The 18,176-nt window shown below is 60.1% G+C and carries 9 protein-coding genes; 2 read left to right on the forward strand and 7 right to left on the reverse strand.

Going from position 1 to position 18,176, the window contains the following annotated elements; genetic code table 11:
- Positions 1 to 60 precede the first annotated feature (60 nt).
- Positions 61 to 801: a helix-turn-helix transcriptional regulator gene (locus LXM96_RS08880; RefSeq protein WP_239998100.1), complete on the reverse strand. Its 741-nt coding sequence runs from the start codon at positions 799 to 801 to the stop codon at positions 61 to 63.
- A 301-nt stretch (positions 802 to 1,102) separates the two neighbouring features.
- Here LXM96_RS08880 and LXM96_RS08885 point away from each other — a divergent pair, with 301 nt between their 5' ends.
- Positions 1,103 to 2,869 (forward strand): glucan ABC transporter ATP-binding protein/ permease, encoded by a 1,767-nt coding sequence (locus LXM96_RS08885; RefSeq protein WP_239998101.1) that lies wholly within the window; start codon positions 1,103 to 1,105, stop codon positions 2,867 to 2,869.
- Between the two features lie 60 nt (positions 2,870 to 2,929).
- Here the strand turns inward: LXM96_RS08885 and LXM96_RS08890 are convergent, their stop codons facing one another.
- Entirely contained in the window at positions 2,930 to 11,431 is an 8,502-nt protein-coding gene (locus tag LXM96_RS08890) for a GH36-type glycosyl hydrolase domain-containing protein (protein ID WP_239998102.1), read from the reverse strand.
- Between the two features lie 321 nt (positions 11,432 to 11,752).
- Here LXM96_RS08890 and LXM96_RS08895 point away from each other — a divergent pair, with 321 nt between their 5' ends.
- A complete protein-coding gene (locus tag LXM96_RS08895; RefSeq protein WP_239998103.1) occupies positions 11,753 to 12,913 on the forward strand; it encodes a M20 aminoacylase family protein in 1,161 nt (386 codons plus the stop codon).
- Between the two features lie 33 nt (positions 12,914 to 12,946).
- On the opposite strand, the gene LXM96_RS08900 is transcribed toward LXM96_RS08895, so the two are convergent.
- From LXM96_RS08900 to cls, 5 genes are all read right to left on the reverse strand, one after another.
- Entirely contained in the window at positions 12,947 to 13,087 is a 141-nt protein-coding gene (locus LXM96_RS08900) for a hypothetical protein (RefSeq protein WP_239998104.1), read from the reverse strand.
- A gap of 146 nt (positions 13,088 to 13,233) precedes the next feature.
- The gene (locus LXM96_RS08905) at positions 13,234 to 14,205 is read right to left on the reverse strand and encodes a threonine ammonia-lyase (RefSeq protein ID WP_239998105.1); all 972 of its coding nucleotides are present in this window, start codon (positions 14,203 to 14,205) and stop codon (positions 13,234 to 13,236) included.
- A gap of 40 nt (positions 14,206 to 14,245) precedes the next feature.
- A complete protein-coding gene (locus LXM96_RS08910) occupies positions 14,246 to 15,679 on the reverse strand; it encodes an aldehyde dehydrogenase family protein (RefSeq protein WP_239998106.1) in 1,434 nt (477 codons plus the stop codon).
- Between the two features lie 69 nt (positions 15,680 to 15,748).
- Positions 15,749 to 16,588 (reverse strand): endonuclease/exonuclease/phosphatase family protein, encoded by an 840-nt coding sequence (locus tag LXM96_RS08915; protein WP_239998107.1) that lies wholly within the window; start codon positions 16,586 to 16,588, stop codon positions 15,749 to 15,751.
- A gap of 64 nt (positions 16,589 to 16,652) precedes the next feature.
- A complete protein-coding gene (cls, locus tag LXM96_RS08920) occupies positions 16,653 to 18,110 on the reverse strand; it encodes a cardiolipin synthase (protein WP_239998108.1) in 1,458 nt (485 codons plus the stop codon).
- Positions 18,111 to 18,176: the final 66 nt, after the last annotated feature.

An 18,176-nucleotide genomic window follows, 5' to 3' on the forward strand; every position in this document is an offset into this window, starting at 1 on the left:
CCTAGCCACTTGGGGGGCGAAGTCAATTTCTACGTTCTGCTAGACTGTCGGGCCCGATGATCAGGCAACGAGACCTCGGCGCAGCGCGAGGGCGACGACATGCAGCCGGTTTTTTGCCTCCATCTTTTCTTGCAAGCCGTTGATATACCAATCGACCGTATGGCTGGAGATCCCCAGTTCGCGAGCAATCTCGCTGGAAGTCAATCCCTCTGCGAGATGGCGCACGACATCCAATTCCCGCTTCGTCAGGGGAGGTTCCGCCGCCTCAGCCTTCTCAAGACCCAAAGGGTATCCACGTAGCTCCAAGTGGCGCAAAAGCGCGCTGCGGGTGGCCGCGTCGAAGAGCGCCAGTTCAGTAGCCGACAGATCGATTGGCCTGCCGCTGACAAGAAGGCTACCGAGCAGACCAGTGCGACCATGAACGGGAAAGACATATCCATCACTCATGCCGTGCTTGGCAGCATCTTGTATCATGCGCTGCAGGCGGCCGCGACGAGGCTGGTTGCGAAGCGCAAACACGGCATCCCGGATGCGATAAGGCTTTTCTGCGACACGGAGCAGCCGCACGACGGGATCGACGGTGGAGTATTTCTTGGCCCGATAAATCTTCGTCCACTCTTCCGGCCACCGATGAGCGAGGGTCACTTCTTCTTCTCTCAGGAGCTTCGGCTGCAGTGCGAGGCGATAGAAAAGAAAGCCATAGCTGTCGATCATTGATTCAAACTGAAGATCGAGGTGGCGCGCGCTCTTGGCCTCTCCTCCAGCAACTGCCAAAAGCTCCATGATGAGGTGAATGCCCAAAGCTGCCCCGCCTCCAGATCAGCGTAGTGAATCAGAATATGGACTATCGTATTCGTCGATATTCCAGCCGTAACCTTACCGATAGTTGAAGCTGTTCTGCGAAATCTTGCAGTCTCTCTCGGCCAGAATGTTCGATAGACGCCGTCTTCCGACGAGGCTTTATCGATCGTATCGCGGGGATGCGGGAAACCTTCTGTGGCTGCCGGCATTTCTCAAGCGATCCGCTCGGGCCCTTCTCAGCCGTTGACGCGGCTCCCGCGTTAAGGCAGCAGGACGTAGAGAAAAGAAAAGGTTCCGCTAGGTGACGTTGTTTCAAATCTATACGCGTGCGCTTGGTTATCTGGCCGAGAAGCGCCTTCGCGTTACGATGGTTGTGATCGCCAACATCATTCTGGCCATCATCACCATTGCCGAACCGATCCTCTTCGGGCGCATCATTGATGCGATATCGTCGGGAGGGGACGTGCTCTCGGTTTTGCTGCTCTGGGCGGGCTTCGGTGTTTTCAATACGGTGGCTTATGTTCTGGTGGCGCGCGAAGCTGATCGGCTTGCGCATGGCCGCCGCGCCTCGCTCCTTACGGAGGCATTTGGGCGCATCATCTCAATGCCATTGTCTTGGCATCATCAGCGAGGCACGTCGAACGCACTTCATACACTGCTACGCGCCGCCGAGACGCTATTTGGCCTTTGGCTCGAATTCATGCGCACGCATCTGGCCACAGCCGTCGCGCTCCTGCTCCTGATACCTACTGCCTTTTCTATGGACACCCGCCTCAGTGCAGTCCTGGTCGCTCTAAGCGTTGCTTACTGGTTCATCGGCAAGATGGTGATGAAGAGGACAAAGGAGGGGCAGGCTCTAGTAGAGGGACACTATCACACCGTCTTTTCCCACGTGAGCGACTCCATCAGTAACGTGTCGGTGTTGCACAGCTACAACCGAATCGAAGCGGAAACCCGCGCGCTACACGACTACACGAGAAATCTCCTGAAGGTGCAGTATCCGGTGCTAGACTGGTGGGCACTGGCCAGCGCATTAAACCGCACCGCCTCCACGGTTTCGCTGATGGTCATCCTCGTCATTGGAACCATTCTGGTACAGCAGGGCGAGCTTCGGGTTGGCGAAGTCATTGCGTTCATCGGCTTCGCCAATCTGCTGATTGGGCGGCTTGACCAGATGCGGCAGTTTGCGACGCAGATCTTCGAGGCGCGCGCCAAGCTGGAGGACTTCTACAGGCTTGAGGATGCGGTGGAGGAGCGCGAGGAGCCCCTGGGCATCGCTGAACTGCAAGGCGTGAGAGGGGATGTCGAGTTCCGAAACGTCTCCTTCGATTTTGCTACCACCGCACAGGGCGTCCACGACATCTCCTTCCGTGCCGCAGCAGGCGAGACCGTGGCGATCGTCGGACCAACGGGAGCCGGCAAGACGACGCTGGTCAACCTGCTGCAGCGCGTCTACGACCCGAAGGAGGGCCAGATCCTGATAGACGGCACCGACATCGCCAAGGTGTCGCGACGCTCGCTTCGCCATTCGATCGCAACGGTGTTCCAGGACGCCGGCCTCCTCAACCGGTCTATCAGTGAAAACATCAGCCTCGGCCGCGAGAACGCCAGCGAGGAGGAGATCGTTCAGGCGGCGGAAGCTGCCGCGGCGACTGATTTCATCGAAAGCCGCTTGACCGGTTACCATACGGCAGTGGGTGAGCGCGGCAACCAGTTATCGGGTGGCGAGCGCCAGCGGATAGCGATCGCCCGCGCGATCCTCAAAAACGCGCCAATTCTCGTGCTCGACGAAGCCACCAGCGCATTGGACGTTGAAACGGAGGCGCGGGTCAAAGCGGCAATAGACAGGCTGCGGCGAAACCGTACGACGTTCATCATAGCGCACCGTCTCTCAACGATACGAGATGCGCACAAAGTGATCTTCCTCGACAATGGCCGCGTCACGGAGATGGGTTCGTTTGACGAACTGAGCAAGAGCGGTGGACGCTTTACGGCGCTTCTGAAGGCGAGTGGCATCCTGGCGGAGAGCGACGCATCCAAAGATGCGCCGCCCGAACCGGTTGTTTGACCTGGACCCTCACCGGCGAAAGGCCGCTACAGCGTTCCCTTCGTCGGCGAGGTTACCTTATCAAAGATCGGCGGCCTCCAGAACCGGACGAGACGGCGCTGCCTCCAAGGTGAAGCCTGAAATTCCGACCCGCTGTCCGTTTACGGTCACGACAGGCTCGCCCGCATCCCTTTTGACCTCGATTTGATGGGGTACGCCATCAATCGCCATCTCTGCTTTGAAGCCGGTCCACTCCGAAGGCAAGGCCGGTCGAACCCACAGCCGATTGCCTTCCTTGCGGATGCCGAAAATGCCTTCGACAGCGGCGCGGTAGAGCCAGCCGGCGGACCCGGTATACCAAGTCCAGCCTCCCCGCCCGGTCAGACTGCCGGCACCGTAAACATCTGCAGCCACCACGTAGGGTTCGACTCGGTAACGCTCGGCGGCCAAGGCATCGAGGCTGTGATTGATCGGATTGAGCATCTGGAAGCAGCGCCATGCTTCATCGGCGCGTCCGAGCCGCGCCAGTGCCAGGACCACCCAGGTTGCGGCATGGGTGTATTGACCGCCATTTTCCCGAACTCCCGGCGGATAGGCCTTGATATACCCGGGGTCGAGCGGCGTGCTGGAGAGGGGTGGCGTGAAGAGGCGAATAATCTGCGCCTGCTCATCCACGAGTTCCGAAACAACCGCGTCCATGGCCTGGCCGGACCGCGTCTCGCTGCCGATACCGGAGAGCACGCTCCACGACTGAGACAGGGAATCGATGCGGCACTCCTTGTTCTGCTCGGAACCGAGAGGCGAACCATCGTCGAAATATCCCCGGCGATAATAGTTGCCATCCCAACCCGCGCTTTCCAGCGCCTGCTTCAGCTTTTCGACATGCGCCGACCACCGGTCGAGACGCGTCGCGTCCCCGCGTCGGCTGGCGTGGTCCTTGAACGCCTCCAGCGTCCCTGCCAAAAACCAGCCCAGCCAAACGCTCGTTCCACGGCCTCCGATCCCGACCCGGTTCATTCCATCGTTCCAGTCGCCGCCGAGCATCAGGGGCAGATCCTGTTCCCCCGTCCGCTCGATCGCTAGATCGAGAGCCCTCGCGGCATGCTCATAGAGACTCGCGGTCTCACTCGAGACCTGCGGCTCAAAGAACGCGTCGTGTTGCTTTGCCTCCACAACGGGTCCCACGAGGAAGGGCAGTTGTTCGTCCAGAAGAGTATCATCGCCGGTCGTGCGGATGTACTCGTCAATCGCGTGAGCCAGCCAAACGACATCGTCGGAGATCCTAGTCCGGACGCCGGCGCCCGTGTCCGGCAGCCACCAGTGTTGAACATCGCCTTCAGGGAACTGTCGCGCTGCAGCGTTGATGATCTGTCGACGTGCTAGTGACGGCTCCTGCGCAAGAAAGGCGAGCGTGTCCTGCAATTGATCTCGGAAACCATAGGCGCCGCTAGCTTGATAGAAGGCGCTGCGGGCAGTAAGCCGGCAGGCCAGCGCCTGATAGGGCAGCCAATGATTGACAAGGTAGTCGGCACCTTTATCAGGAGTCTCAACCTTGAGTTGGCCAGTCAGTCTGCGCCAGTGGTCCTGTGTTTCATGAAGAATAGCGGTGGCGTTCTCCGATTTGACGCTCTCGATCAAATCGACAGCTTCATCACGATTCGCTGCATCGCCAAGGAAGAAGGTAACCACCTTTTCTTCACCCGGCGCCAGCTCGATATCACAAGCAAGTGCCGCGCAGGGGTCACCATCAAGCCCGACTGTTTCTGCGAGGCTCCCGGCTCCGACGATGGCGGAGGGTGTTGCTATCGATCCAAAGCGTCCAATGAAATCGCGACGGCTGGCGGTGAAACTCGACACCGGCTCGCTTGCGGCAAGAAAGGCGACGCGTTGGTGACTGGTGCTGTACCGGTTGCTCGCCAGGACCGCATCTGCTTGCTTGTCATGACCGGTTATAATGTAGGGAAGCGATCGATAGGCGTTGTTCCCAAGCAGCAGCTCTACGTAGCCGTAGACGCGCAAGTGGCGGGGCTGATCGCTCTCGTTCCGCACCTTCAGAATGGACAACTTGACCGGACGTTGCCGATCCACCGTCAGCGTCAATGAAACCGCCAGCCCACCGTCACAGGTTGAAAAGGTGGAATAGCCGAGCCCGTGGCGCACTTCGAATATGGCCGGAGAGGCGGGAGACAGCGCCGCGAATGGCTTGATGATCTGTCCCGATTCCCGGTCTGCGATATAGAAAGCCTCGACTGGCCGGTTGATGACCGGGTCGTTGCTCCAAGGGCTCAGTTGGTAGTCTCGGGAGTTCCGTGCCCAGGTATATCCGCCACCCTCAGCCGCGACATGGAAGCCGAAGCGCTCGTTGGCGATCACATTGATCCACGGCTGAGGCGTGGCTTGTCCGCCCTGCAGCCGGACAACATACTCCGACCCCTTCTTGTCGAAGCCGCCGTATCCGTTCCAGAATTCCAGCCCGAGGCCATCAGCAGCACGTTCAACTTCGAAGGCCTCCCCCCCGAGTAAGGGGCGTACGTACGCGGAAGCGTCGATCGGGACGGCAAACAGGGACACGGCGCGATGGATCTGGTCGATGAGCTTGCCGTTGCGGGCGTGAAGCACTACCCGCGCTGCGGAGATGATCGCATCGAACGTGACATCATCTATCAGATCGCGGCGCAACGCGAAGACATGCGGTCGTCCTGATTCCGTTTGCCCTGTCCGACGCTGCTTCTCGCAGAGCCCCTCCAGTGCGTGCTGCATCTCCTGAACGTAGGAAGACGCTTTCTCGTTGATGATCACGAAATCCGCGATGACGCCCCGCGAGCGGAGGTATTCTTGCGCACTCAGTGCCTCCCTTGCGACCCCGAGATCTATTTCGTCGTTTATCCGCAGCACGAAGATCGGAAAGTCACCCGAGATCGACATCGGCCACAACATCGACTGCGGCTGTAGCCCACTCTGCAGGGTTTCTGGGTCGGCACGCAGGTGCGTATCGGGATAGATGAGGTAGCGTGCCAAATGCTGGAAAGCGGCCGCCTGCTGAGACGTGACCCCTAGATGGCGCATCTGGACTTGCGTCCGCGTCCAAACCTGGACCAGTTCATGAGCGAACGCATCCGCATGACGATACCGCTCGATCGCTTGATCAAGCTCGTCGCGCTTTGGCGCCGCAATGGTCCAGAAGATCACGCTCACCTTCTTGCCGGCAGGCACACGCACAACACGCCTCAAGGCCATGATAGGATCGAGCGTGAAGCCGTCGGTACCTGACAGGGCCGCATCCGGATCGAACGCCGCCGCTTCTGACAGGCTGCGTCCGCGGCCGAGGAATTTCCGTCGGTCCGTCTCGAATTCAGTCGGCCGCGCGGAGCCGGCATTGTCGGCCGCGAGGTGCGCCACCATCATGTCCGGATCGGACGGATTCCGCTTGTTTCGCCACGCTCGGATGACGTCGCCACGGCGGCCGATCTCTGTGCCTATGAACATCCGTGAAAACAGCGGATGGGCATTATCATCGTCTTCCAGCGCCAGAACCGGCTCGAGATAGGAGGTGATCTCAACGAAGCGATCCTCGCTGCCCATGTTGAGCAGCGTCACGCGACGTCCTTCAGCATCGTGTTCCGTTGCTACAAGGCACTCCACGACACTCGTCAGGCTACCGACCGTCTTGTGGAATTCTACCTTGTCATCGCCAAAAAGGGTTTTGGTGATTTCTCCCGGGGCGCGCCGCGGCTCGGCTGTCGCCGACCACCAGTCCCCGGTAGCGGTGTCGCGCAGGAAGATGAATTGACCCCAGCGATCCTCCGTTGCATCCGGCTTCCACCTTGCGACCACCTGCCCGTTCCAGCGCGAATAACCTGCGCCAGTCGCCGTCAGCATGACGGAATAGTGGCCGTTGGAAAGGAGTGCAATCTCGCGGTCTCTATAGGCGGGATTCTCAATCGTGCGAACCTCCGCGCGAAGCAGTTCCGCCTGGCCTTTGCCAGGTGTCTCCTCATGCCTTGCACTCATCACTGGCACATCGCGCGGCGCCTTTTCCTGCAACAGCAACTCGGCCGCCTCGATGACCGGATCGGCATGGAAGAGTTCGCGCAGATAGCCGTTGAACACGACGTTGGCGACGGCCGCGATCGACATGCCATGGTGATGGGCATAGTAGTTGTAGACAATTGCACAACGGGAACCGGCGGGAACACGAGTCGGGGTAAAGTCGACCGCGTCATGGAACCCATACCGGCCAAGTGCTCCCAGCGCTTCCAGCTTCTCTAGGTTCTCAATGGCCGCCAGCGGATCGTACTGGCTCGCCAGGATCGAAGCGTAAGGTGCAATCACCGCGTTCTGCCCGAGCCCGCGCTTGAGGCCGAGCGTAGGAACGCCAAAATTGGTATACTGGTAGTTGAGGAGATGGTCGCGGGCATTGAATGCGGCTTCCGATATGCCCCAAGGCGTCCCCAACCGGCGGCCATGGGCGATCTGCTCCTTGACCACCAGGTTGTTTGTCTGGTTCAGGATGCCACCCTGACGTTCCTGCATGATGAGCGGCGGCATCAGATACTCGAACATCGAACCCGACCAGGAGACAAGGGCGCCCTGAGCACCGATCGGAACAACCTGTCGACCGAGACGGTACCAGTGCTCGTTCGGCAGGTCACCCTTGGCGATGGCAAACAGGCTGGTCAGGCGGCACTCGGAAGCGAGCAGGTCGTAACACGCCTCGTCGAGTTCGTTGCTGTCCACTCGATAGCCGATCGAGAGCAGCCGCCGGTCTTTACGGAACAGGAAGGTGAAATCCATAGAGAAGGCGAGGTCACGTGCGCGGTTTCCGAGCGCGATCAGCCGCTTGCGCAACGGCTCGATATTGGAATGGTCGAAAACACTATCCGAAATATGGGCTTCGCAGACCTCAACGAGTTGAGCCGACCAGTAGATCAGTTCCTCGCTGAGAGGAGAACCGGTTTCGTAGTGCAGATTTGTCGCAAGCTTCTGGATGTCGCGCGCGAGGACTGCAAGATTTATGATCCGGATGGAAGCGAATTCGTGCTCACGCTTGACCGCGGCGAGGGCATTGCCGAAGCCGGCAATGCGCTCTACCAGCCGGCGCCGCAGTGGGCGAACAACCTTCCGGTCGTCTGGCAGACTGCCCATCGTCTCCGACAGGATGCTGACGACGTCCCCGATGCCATCGAGGCTCGCCTGCAGATGGGCCGAAGGCGCCTCCGCCCAGACCCGGCAAGCCGAGGAAATCGCAATGAGGTGGCCGGCGAGATTGCCACTGTCGACGGCTGAGATGTAGCGTGGGCCAAGTGGCGCTAGGCTGTCGGTGTGGTACCAGTTGAGCAGATGCCCGCGGTACTTTTCCATCTTGTCGAGTGTGGCGATCGTGTTTTCCAGCCGCTCGATCGTGTCGGCGAAGCTGATCCAGCCGAATTGACGCGCCGACACGGTCGACAGAAGATAAACGCCGATATTCGTCGGCGAGGTCCGCCGCGCCAGCACGGGCTCTGGCTGCTCCTGAAAATTATCTGGCGGCAGATGATTGTCGTCAGCGGTCACGAAGGTACCAAAATAACGCCAGGTACGTCGCGATATGGCGCGCAGTTCGGCCGCCGCCTCGTCGGGAACAAAAAGCCGATCCTCTGTTTCGGCGGACTGGCTCACGTACCAAGCAACAAGCGGCGAGAATATCCACAGCAGCGCGAACGGCAGGCCCACGAGAAAGGCGTTGTCACCGGGAATGGACGCAAAAATCAGGCTGAAAATGGCGATAACCGGTGCATGCCACATCTGCCGGTAGTATCCGGCCGGGTTCCCCTGGGCACTGGATTGGATGCTCGCAGCAGTCTTCCATTCCAGCATCAGCTTTCGGCTAACAAAAAGGCGATAAAGAGAGCGGCCGATGGCGTCGGTCATCAGGCAAGCCATATCGGCAATGAAGACGATCCGGAGAGCCACCTGAGCATTGGCCGACTGGATCTCCGACCATACGGAATAGATGTGAGCACGCGGTACGATATCGGTGCTGCGCGGAAGGACGCCGGTGACCAGCGACAAGGTAGGCGCAACGAACAGCAGGAATATCAGGAAGATCTGCCAAACCAGCGCCCCGAGCGGCTCGAAGAAGTACCAGCCGAGAACGGAGGCGAAAAACCAGGCGATCGGCGTCAGCGAGCGCCTGAGGTTGTCGACCATCTTCCACCGGCCCAGTGCGGTGACGCCGCGCGCAGGGTCGAAGATATAGGGAAGAAGCTGCCAGTCCCCACGTGCCCACCGATGCTGGCGTGACACCTCCACCTCATAGCGGGTGGGAAAGTCCTCCACGAGCTCGACATCCGTCACCAGTGCACAGCGGGCAAAGGAGCCTTCGAGCAGGTCGTGGCTGAGAACAGAATTCTCGTCAATCCGCCCCTTGATCGACCGCTCAAACGCGTCGACGTGGTAGAGTCCCTTGCCCGTGAAGGTCCCTTCGCCCGTCAGATCCTGATAGACATCGGACACCGTGAACACATAGGGGTCGAGGCCGCGACCGACGGAAAAGACCCGCTGGAAGACCGAAGCATCCTTGCCGGTCGTCAGCGAAGGCGTCACTCGGGGCTGCAGGATCCCATAGCCTTCCACCACGCGATTGCTGTCTGCATCATGAACGGGCCGATTGATCGGATGATGCAGCTTACCCACGAGCTTGGTCACCGCGTCGCGCATCAGACGCGTGTCGGAATCCAGCGTCATCACATATTGAACGCCTTCCGGCACCGCGTTGGCGCCAGGCACATAGCTGGTGTCCTGGTCACCGCGCAGAAGAAGGTTCAGCTCGTGCAGCTTCCCACGCTTGCGTTCCCAACCCATCCAGGCGCCTTCCCCCGGGTTGAACTGGCGACGGCGGTGAAGAAGGTAGAAGCGCTGCTTGCCGTCGAAGGCATATTTAGCGCTGAGCGACGCGACCTCCCCCTTGGCATAGTCCAGCACCTCGAGATCGGCGGCAGTTTCCTCGCTGGCGCTGTCCTTCCAGTCGCTGAGCAGAGCGAAATAGATCTCGCCGCGAGGATTTGCGAGGTAGTGGACTTCCAGGTTTCGCACCAGTTCATCGACGACGTCGCGGCTGGTGATCATGCAGGGAACGACCAGCAGCGTACGCGCTTCTTCCGGAATGCCATCCTTGAACTCGTAACCGACAAGCCGTGCAGGTTTCACGAAGTAAGTGACAAGCGTGTTGAACAGACCTGTCGCCCCCTCAGAGGCGGGTAACGCGAACAAGAACAGGAACAAGACGAGAAGCGGAAAACTCATGCCCGCTTCCGTCAGGAACCAGCCGACAACAGTCATCGCAAGCAGGGTGAGCAGAATGACCGGCGCAGCGATCGCCATCCATTGCAAGCGCCGCACCTGGCGGATCGAGCGCTGCAGGAAGGGTGCGCGATATCCGACCTCGGCTTCGAGTTCCCGGCGCCGGCGGCCCACCAGGAAGGCACCAATATCGCTTTCTCCGATATCTGATGCGCCCTCCGGCATGCCTGCAGCAAGCGCAATCGCCCTGCGTGCCACTTCGATTTCCGTCTGCGCAGAGCGGCGCGCCAGCTGCTCTATCCGGCTGCGATAACTGTTGCGGGAGCCAAAATCGAGTTCGGCATAGTCGGAATGCTCGCGCAGGATCCGGTCAACATGCGACACGTCCTCGAACCAGACGCTCCACTCCGTGTCGTCGATTTCACGCAGGCTCTTGATGATATTGCCCATCGTGACATTGCCGGAGGCGAGGCGGTTATGTTCCGCCATCATCACCTCTTCGGCGTCGGTACCGCCTTTCTGGAGGCGCTCCTCGAGCCATGCGACGGCGAAATTCGACGACTGGGATGCATTACGCAGGCGGTAGAAGAACTGGGTGGTGAAGGTAGGATCCGCCGCGAGCGGCTCCATGTCCTTCAAGACACCTGCGCTTGCCGCCTCGTCATTAAGGCGGATCATCGTGTCGGCCAGATCGTTCGCCTTGATGCGCATACGGCGGGAGCGATCCACGCGAACGGCGATACGGCGCAGGTTCTCGATCAGGACAAAACGCAGAATGGAAGGCAGCGCCCAAAGCTCGCCGATCTGAAGCGGATCCGTCTCCTGGAACCCCTCCACCATTGCGGCGAGAGAATCTTTGGAGATCGTGCTGTGAGTGTGCGCCACGTAAAGCCACGCAAGTGCCACGACGCGCGGCATCGAATGGGTTCCGACCTTCACCCAAGGCAGTTGCCGGTAGAAGCGCTTCGGAAAGTCGCGGCGAACCTCCTGGATGGCCTCTTCCACGATGTAGTGGTTGTCCAGCAGCCATTCGGCAGCTGGCGTGATGGCAGCACCCGCCTCGACATCCGCCGCGACCGCCCGGTAAACACGAAGGATCTCCTTGTCGTTCGACCGGTGCCGGGCGAAAAACTCGAATTCCACGAACTCCGGCAAGCTCTGCAGTCCGTCGCGTCCAAACGTCCGCCCAAGCTCCCTCAGCTCGTCATTGGCAAGGTAGCGTGCCCGGATCGTGTCATTGTGATCGACCTGCTTGGTCTCAAGATCGCGGGGCTGGGTAGACGGCGTGCTGTGGAATGACATGGGTTCAGCTTCTGGCTTGGACTGGCGTCGGGGCTGGCTTAGGCGATCTCTTCAGGGACAGCCCGTTCATCCTTGTGCTGATTCAAACGTTGAGAGGCCGGCAGGCTTCGCGACAAGATGAAGTAGAGGGAAGTACGGATTTTGCAAACACTCAGGCCCAGGCGATGACGGAAAATGCCAATCTTCGCGCTTATCCTGTCGACTCTGAATAACAGCTGAACGGATTTGCACAATTCTCGGCGGCGATCTTACGTCCTGAAGCACCGGTTGCTATGGATGGCCTCACGTCGCAAGAGCCCGCTTCACCACAAGGCGCACCACATGACCATACAAGTATCCAATCACATGCCCGAACTCACGGCCATCCGCCACCACCTCCACCAGCATCCGGAACTGGGTCTCTCGGAGGTAAAAACCTCCGAGTTTGTCGCGCAAAAGCTGGTGGCAATGGGGTATGAGGTCACACGGGGCCTGGGCAAGACCGGTCTGGTCGCCACGCTCCAGAACGGGACGGGTGAGCGGTCGATCGGCATTCGGGCGGATATGGACGCCTTGCCCATCCATGAAGAAACCGGCGCCGTGTATGCCAGCCTTACGCCGGGCCTTATGCATGCCTGCGGCCACGACGGCCACACGACCATGCTGCTAGGCGCGGCGAAGCTGCTCGCTGAACGTCGCAACTTCGACGGCACGATCCATCTCATCTTTCAGCCGGCGGAGGAGAATTTCGGCGGAGCGCGACTGATGATCGAGGACGGGCTGTTCGAACGCTTCCCCTGCGATGCCGTCTTCGCCCTTCACAATGATCCAAGTCTCCCGTTCGGAGAGATCTATGTCCGAGAAGGGCCGGTCATGGCAGCTGTCGATGAATGCCGTATCACCGTCAACGGCCGCGGTGGGCACGGGGCAGAGCCCCAAGAGACCGCCGACCCGATCGTTGCCGGTGCAAGCATCATCATGGCCCTGCAGACCGTTGTGTCGCGCAATCTGCACCCGGTGGATTCGGCCGTCGTGACCGTCGGCGCATTTCACGCGGGACAGGCAAGCAACGTCATCCCGGAACGAGCGGAGATGCTGCTGACGATCCGTTCTTTCGATCCCGAGGTGCGGGACCTCCTGGAGAAGCGGATCCATACGCTGGCCGAAGGGCAGGCTGCAAGCTACGGCATGTCCGTCACCCTTGACTACGAACGGGGTTACGAGCCTACCGTCAATCATGCAGCCGAAACGGAGTTCATCCGGAAAATCGCGGCACGTGTTGTCGGTGAAAGAAAGGTTCACGACCTCCCTCGCCCGATGATGGGAAGTGAGGATTTCGCTTATATGCTCGCAGAGCGTCCGGGCAGCTATTTCTATCTCGGGACGCGGAGATCGGACCGCGACCCGCCGCTTCACCACCCGCGCTTCGACTTCAATGACGACGTGCTGCCGATCGGTGTAAATCTCTGGGTGGAACTGGCCGAGGCTTGGTTGGCGCAGTAAGAGCCTTCCGTCAGAAGGGGTCGGCCTGCGAAGTTACCCAAGCAGGCCGAATGTCACGGCTGCGAGAAAGGTGAAGGCAAGTACAACGAGCGCGGCTTGGCCAAAAAATGCCAACCGGCGGGAGGCGGCGGATCGTGGGAAGGTTACCCGCTGATCGTATAGGCTGAGCCTCATGCTTTCTTCCTGAGCAACAACATCTCGATCTTCAACGTAATCGATCTCTGCCAAACCGGTAGAGATGAACATTCTTCTTGGCGGGCGGCGGTGAAAAATCCTACCAGAAATCAAACGCTCCTCCCGAAGATCAGGACAGGAGCCTGCTAAGGGTTCTGGCGCAGTGCTTCAGCAAAGACGTCGCTGTCGACATTGCCGCCGGACACCACCGCAATGACAGTATCCCCCAGCGCCTCGCCCCGCGAAAGTGCAGCAGCCAGCGCAACGGCGCCGCCGGGTTCAACGACGATCTTCAGCCTCTGAAACGCAAGCGCCACCGCCCGGAGAGCCTCCCGGTCGGTAACGACCCGTCCCGGGCCACAGAGGCGAGAGAGAATGGGGAAGGTAAGATTGCCGGGCTGAGGTGTGACGATGGCATCACAGATCGAACCCGTCTGGCTCGAATTCCGTTCGATCCTTCCAGCAGCAAGAGACCGTGCAACGTCATCGAAGCCTTCCGGCTCACAGGTTCGCACCCGAAGTCCCGGCGCCTTTGCCTCAAGCGCCAGAGCGATGCCAGAGGCAAAACCACCGCCACCCGTAGGCACGATCACATCGGCCGCATCCACACCCTCTTCTGCAGCTTGCTCAACAATCTCGAGGCCTACCGTACCCTGACCGGCGATCACCAGCGGATCGTCAAATGGTCGGACAAGTGTCAGCCCCCGTTCCTGAGAGATCCTTCCACCGATGGCATCGCGATCTTCCGTCGCTCGATCGTAGAGAACGACTTCTGCTCCGTAAGCGCGGGTGTTTTCGACTTTGATGCGCGGCGCGTCTGCGGGCATCACGATGACACTGGGGATGCCGTGGAGCTTCGCCGCAAGCGCCACGCCCTGTGCATGGTTTCCCGATGAGAAGGCGATGACGCCGCGTGAACGGACGTCAGGCGCGATATGAGATATGGCCGACCACGCCCCCCGAAACTTGAAAGAGCCGGTGTGCTGCAGGCATTCGGGCTTTACCAAAACCCGTCGTCCCGCAAGTCCGTCCAAAAAAGGCGAAGAGAGCAGCGGAGTGCGCCGCACCCGACCCACCAGGCGGTCGCGTGCGGCTTCGATCATTTCAATGCTAGCCATCGGCATCCCTCGTCAGGCGCCGACAACCGCCGCCTCTCGTTTACGGCAACGTATAGGCAGTCTTCACGACAGTGAAGAATTCGGCCGCATATTTCCCCTGCTCACGCGGACCAAAGGAGGAAGCCTTGCGGCCACCGAACGGAACGTGGAAATCAACACCCGCGGTCGGCAGGTTGACCATGACCATGCCGGCTTCGGAGTTGCGCTTGAAGTGGGTCGCATACTTGAGGCTGGTGGTTGCGATACCGGCGGAAAGACCGAACGGCGTGTCATTCGCGACCGCCAGGGCCTCATCGTAATCCTTCACGCGGATGACACTTGCCACCGGGCCGAAGATTTCCTCGCGGGAAATCCGCATCTGGTTGGTGGCTTCCGTAAACAGCGTCGGCTGCAGGTAGAAGCCAGGTGTCTCGCGTTCGATGCGTTCGCCCCCGAAGGCAAGCTTGGCGCCTTCCTTCTTGCCGATCTCAATATAGTCCATGTCCTGCTGAAGCTGCTTTTCGTCGACGACCGGACCGATATGCGTGCCCTGCTTCAGTGCGTTGTCGACCGTCAGCGTCTTCAGTTTGTCGGTGAGGGCAGCGACGAACTTGTCGTGGATCCCTTCGGTTACGATCAGACGTGAGGAGGCCGTGCAGCGCTGGCCGGTGGAGAAGAAGCCGGAATTGGCCGCCGCTTCGACGGCAACGCTCAGATCCGCGTCGTCGAGCACGACCATTGGGTTCTTGCCGCCCATTTCCAGCTGGAACTTGCGGTTATGCTCGACGGAGGCCAGAGCGACCCGCTTGCCGGTGCCGGTGGAACCAGTGAAGGTAATGCCGGCCAAATCCGGGCTGTCTAGCATGGCTTGGCCCACTACGGAGCCACGCCCCATCACGAGATTCAGCACACCCTTCGGCAGGCCGGCGCGTTGCAGGATGTCGACGATGGCCCATGCGCAGCCCGGAACAAGGTCGGCAGGTTTAAATACCACGGTGTTCCCGTAGCAGAGAGCCGGTGCGATCTTCCAGGCCGGAATGGCAATCGGGAAATTCCAAGGCGTGATAATACCGATCACGCCAAGCGGCTCGCGGGTGATCTCGACGCCGATGCCCGGTCGCGCAGACGGCACGACCTCGCCGGTTAGCCGAAGTGCTTCGCCAGCGAAGAAATCAAAGATTTGGGCGGCGCGAAGCGTTTCACCGATTGCTTCCGGAAGCGTCTTGCCCTCTTCGCGGGCGAGAAGCTTGCCGAGTTCTTCCTTGCGCGCGACGATCTCGTCTGCCGCCTTCTTCAGGATCGCGTGGCGCTCCATGATGCCGGAGCGCGACCAGGCCGGGAACGCTGCCTTTGCGGCGGCGATGGCTTGCTTGGCATCGTCAGCACTACCTTGTGCGTAGGTACCAACGACGTCATTGGTGTCCGATGGGCTGATATTGTTGGAGGCGTCGCTACCCACCCATTCTCCGGCGATGAGGTTTTGGTAGATGGTCATGGTGAGCTCCTCTTGGTGTTCGGTCGGCCCATGCCTTACGACGTCGGCCATCCCGGTTCAATAGTATGATTAAATATCTTGGCCCGGATCCCCGACGGCAGCTGCCGCGTCGAGGCGAACGCGCGCCTTGATCGGCAGGTGGTCGGAGGCTAGCCGTGCCAAGGCGGAATCGTGAACCGCGACCGGCCCCAGGATGTCCGGCCGGTTGGACATGATCCGGTCGAGTGCCAGCACCGGCAGGCGGGAGGGGAAGCTCGGCACTGCGCTGGGCAGACCAAAAACCGGCGCCAGCGTGTTGAGCGACGAACGATCGCCCAGCCGCCATTCGTTCAGGTCGCCCAGAAGAATAGTCGGCTGGTCCGCCCGCGACCGAAGCAGATCGATGATCATCCGCGCCTGCTGGTGGCGCGAACGGTGTAGCAGTCCAAGATGTGCGGCGATGACGCGAAGCGCGCCACCGCCTTTCAGTTCCAGTTCGGAAATAAGAGCGCCCCTTGGCTCCAGCCCGGGAAGCTTGACCTGATGGACGTCCCGTACCAAGCCTTCGCGAAAGAGGATGACATTGCCGTGCCAACCATGGGCCTTGGCAATGCCTGCCACTGGCACGGGCGAAAGCCCCGTCTCTCGCTCAAGCCACTCCAGATCCAGAAGGCCGCGGCGCTCGCCAAAGCGTGTATCGGCTTCCTGCAGTGCAAGAACGTCTGCTCCGATTTCTCGGATCACCTCCTTCGTCCGGTACGGGTCGAACTTGCCGTCGATCCCGACGCATTTGTGGACGTTGTACGAGGCGATGACGAAGCCCTCTTCGGACACCTCGGACGGCACATTATGCACTGCGCCGCCACGTCTGCGATGTTCGCGGATGGATGCCATGATGCTAGCCGAAAGCTTCTCGCGTCTTGTCCTCATGGTCCTCTGGCAACAGTTCTACAAAACATGGCATGGGCAAATCTGAGGCAAATCTGGTCCTCATTCAAAGATAGGGCGAACCCAGCCAGAGCACACGGTCGAGAAGTCGGGCTGCGAAGGGCCTGTCCCGCAGACGCTCCAGCGTGACCTGCGTGGAGGAGGAAATGGCAAGATCGATTCTTCGTTCCAGTTCCTTGGCGAAAGAAACGTCCATCACCTCAAGATCGACCTCGAAATTCAGCCGCAGTGACCGCGGATCCAGGTTGGAGGACCCGACGAAGGCCCAACGACCATCGATGGCCATCAACTTGGAATGGTTGAAGGCGCCCGGTGACCGCCAGATCCGGCAGTAGTTCTTCAGCAATTGGTCGAACTGACCTGTCATCGCTCGGTCGACCAGCGTCAGGTTGTTGGCCTCCGGCACGACCACATCGACCTCGACCCCGCGCCTGGCGGCGGTGATCAGCGACGTGATCAGCTCGCGGTCGGGAAGGAAGTAGGGAGACGCGATTCGGATGGAGCGACCTGCCACTGAGAAGGCGCCCATCAGCATCTTGTGGTTTGTCTCGACGCTGCGGTCCGGTCCGGATGCGACCGCGCGGATTGCGACAGGTTGGCCCGGCTCGCTCTCGGGAGACACGATCTGCCATGCCTCTCCCTGCAGGTCCTCTCCCGTGGCGAACCGCCAGTCGGAAGCCGCAATGGCGAATAGATCCGCCACCACAGGGCCTTTGATCTGAAAGTGCGTATCAACCGCACAATTGGCACCGAAGAGCTCCCCCGAGAAGCCCTCGCGGATGTTAATGCCACCGGTAAATGCGGTTCGACCGTCCACCACGAGGATCTTCCGGTGGGTGCGCAGGTTGGCATAGGGCAACCTCAAGCCCGTGATCACGTTCCCGTTGAACACATCAACGGGAACCCCGCCGTCCTGCAGCATGCCCAGCACGCTTGGCACCGAATAACGTGCGCCAACGGCGTCGATCAGCACGCGTACAGCCACACCACGTTGGGCAGCTCCCGTCAAAGCCTCGACAAAGCGGCGACCGACCCGGTCGCGATCAAAAATATAGGTTTCCAGCAGGATCGAACGCTCGGCTTTATTGATGGCAGTCAACATCGCCCGATAAGCGTCATCACCCGTCGTCAACAAGTCGATGCTGTTGCCGGTGGTGATGTCATGTTCCGTGACGCGATCGCCTAGCACTTTCATCGCCGCGTACCGTTCGCCAAAACGCTCGGCGACCATCTCGCTCGTCGCGTCATATGCCTCGAAGTGGTCGCGAACATGCCCAAGCATGAAGCGTCGGTCGGAGATGGCGCTCCTGCGGATGCGGTTGATCCCGGCCATGAAGTAGAGGAGCGCGCCGATGATGGGTGACAGGATGATGATACCCACCCAGCCGATGGCAGAACGGACTTCCTCCTTCGTCATGGCTGCGTGAATGGCCGCCGTCGCTCCTAGCAGAAGCGAAAGGACAAAGAGGACATGGGGCCAGTACGGCTCGATCAACATCAGCATCGCGCGAGATATAGGTCCCCGGTTGCTCCCAGCAATCAGCCGCGATCATACCGCGGCAGATGCGTT

The sequence above is a fragment of the Rhizobium halophilum genome (assembly GCF_021648825.1).
In the GTDB taxonomy this organism is placed as follows: domain Bacteria; phylum Pseudomonadota; class Alphaproteobacteria; order Rhizobiales; family Rhizobiaceae; genus Neorhizobium; species Neorhizobium halophilum.